Genomic DNA, 1,263 nt, shown 5'->3' on the forward strand with positions numbered 1-1,263 from the left:
CTGGTATGCCGCAGCGAGGACCCGCTGGACCGCCGCGCCAAGGCCCTGAGCCTGACCGCCGAAGGCCGCACCCTGGCCGAATCCATCGAAGCCGAACTGGTGCGCCTGCGCCGCGAAGTGCTGCATGGCATCGACCAGGCCGATCTGGAAGCCGCCTTGCGCGTGCTGCGTGCCTTCGAAGCCGCCGGCCTGGGCAACACGGGCGCGGTAGCATGAGCGGTTTCTTCAGCTCGGTGCCACCCGCCCGCGACTGGTTTTATGGCGTGCGTACCTTTGCCGCCTCCATGATCGCCCTGTACATCGCCCTGCTCATGCAGTTGCCGCGCCCCTATTGGGCCATGGCCACGGTGTACATCGTCTCCAGCCCGTTCCTTGGCCCCACCAGCTCCAAGGCCCTGTACCGTGCCGTGGGCACGCTTCTCGGCGCCGGCGGGGCGATTTTCCTGGTACCACCGCTGGTGCAGTCGCCGTTGCTGCTGAGCATCGCCATTGCCCTGTGGACTGGCACCTTGCTGTTCCTTTCGCTGAACCTGCGCACCGCCAACAACTACGTGCTGATGCTGGCTGGCTACACCTTGCCGATGATTGCCCTGGCGGTGGTCGACAACCCGCTTGCGGTGTTCGATGTGGCGTCTTCCCGCGCCCAGGAAATCTGCCTGGGAATCGTCTGTGCGGCGGTGGTCGGGGCGATCTTCTGGCCACGCCGGCTGGCGCCGGTTGTAGTCGGTGCCACTGGTAGCTGGTTCGCCGAGGCGATCCGCTACAGCGACACCTACCTGGCCCGTCAGGCTGGCGCAGACCAGGTCGGCGGCATGCGCGGGGCGATGGTCACCACCTTCAACTCGCTGGAGCTGATGATCGGCCAGCTCGGCCATGAAGGCGCAGGTCCGCACACCCTGAAGAACGCCCGCGAGTTGCGTGGGCGCATGATCCACTTGCTGCCGGTGATCGACGCCCTCGACGACGCCCTGGTCGCCTTAGAAGGCCGCGCCCCGGCCCAGTTCGCTCAGTTGCAACCGTTGCTCGATGCCGCCCGCGAATGGCTCAAGGGCACCGTCGACAGCGCCTCGGTCGCCCGTTGGACCGCCCTGCACGAACAGATCGAGCGCCTGCAGCCGGGCGCCGCGGCCCTCGATCAGCGCGCCGAACTGCTATTGTCCAACGCCCTGTATCGCCTGACCGAATGGGTCGATCTGTGGCAGGACTGCTGCAGCCTGCAACATGCCCTGCGCAGCGACGATTCCAAACCCTGGCGCGCGGTGT

1 protein-coding gene and 1 pseudogene are annotated in these 1,263 nt (G+C 66.8%); both read left to right on the forward strand.

The features are described from left to right. Positions 1-216, forward strand: a pseudogene (locus tag JV551A3_RS01975) (MarR family transcriptional regulator); the annotation flags it as partial. Next, positions 213-1,263: FUSC family protein (locus JV551A3_RS01980; protein WP_133978277.1), on the forward strand; the 1,051-nt coding region annotated here is incomplete at its 3' end. The pseudogene JV551A3_RS01975 and the gene JV551A3_RS01980, both read left to right, overlap by 4 nt.

The sequence above is a fragment of the Pseudomonas inefficax genome, assembly GCF_900277125.1.
Classification (GTDB): Bacteria; Pseudomonadota; Gammaproteobacteria; order Pseudomonadales; family Pseudomonadaceae; genus Aquipseudomonas; species Aquipseudomonas inefficax.